This window comes from Paracoccus sp. SY (assembly GCF_002901215.1).
Classification (GTDB): Bacteria; Pseudomonadota; Alphaproteobacteria; order Rhodobacterales; family Rhodobacteraceae; genus Paracoccus; species Paracoccus acridae.
This window is the reverse complement of sequence record NZ_NWMQ01000187.1, coordinates 1-642: the sequence shown is the minus strand read 5'-3', so window position 1 is coordinate 642 and position 642 is coordinate 1. Positions and strand designations below refer to the sequence as shown.

1 pseudogene is annotated in these 642 nt (G+C 63.7%); it reads right to left on the bottom strand.

What is annotated here, in order from left to right:
* A pseudogene (locus tag CK944_RS22490) lies at positions 1-564 on the bottom strand (hypothetical protein); the annotation flags it as partial.
* Positions 565-642 lie beyond the last annotated feature (78 nt).

Sequence of the window (642 nt, the reverse complement as noted above, 5' to 3'; positions counted from 1 at the left end):
CGCGTCCAGGATCAGCATGGCCACCGTTGCGCCATCCACGCCCATGGCTGTGAAGGCATCGGACCAGGCAGAGGGGTGAATGCCCAATTCCAGCACGCGCCGCTCCGCCGTCCAGACGAAGTCGTGAAACCTCAGGCGCTCGGGATCAGCCCGCCCGGACAGGTAGAACTGCATCTCGGGTGAGGCGAGCCGGAACAGCCGCTCAGGGCCGACTTTGGTGAGCCATTCGCTTCTGGCCGCGTTCGGCCCACCCTTACACCCATCTTCGGCGTCTTGTCTGCTGCTCACCGTTGGCTGACGAGAAGGTTGGCCGAACACCACCTCCACCGCAGACCCTCTGCCCTCGGTGCGGGCATCACAAGACAAGGAAAAATCTTCGCTTGTATCTTGTAGAGGGGACCGCTCGTTTTCGGGCGGTTGATCGACTGATTTCTGGAGCGTTTCGAGCAGATCGAGGGCGGCTCGCGTCAGGGCGTCCGCTTCCCTCTCGTGCGCGGCAAGCGCATCCAGCGTCATGGCGTGCAGCCGGTCGGCGCCAGGCCAGGCAGCCCAGGCATCCTCCATGGCTTGAACACGGGCATCCTGAGAGGCAACGTTGCGGAGCTGCTCCAGAGCCCGTCGGAGACAGCGCCAATGAGTACT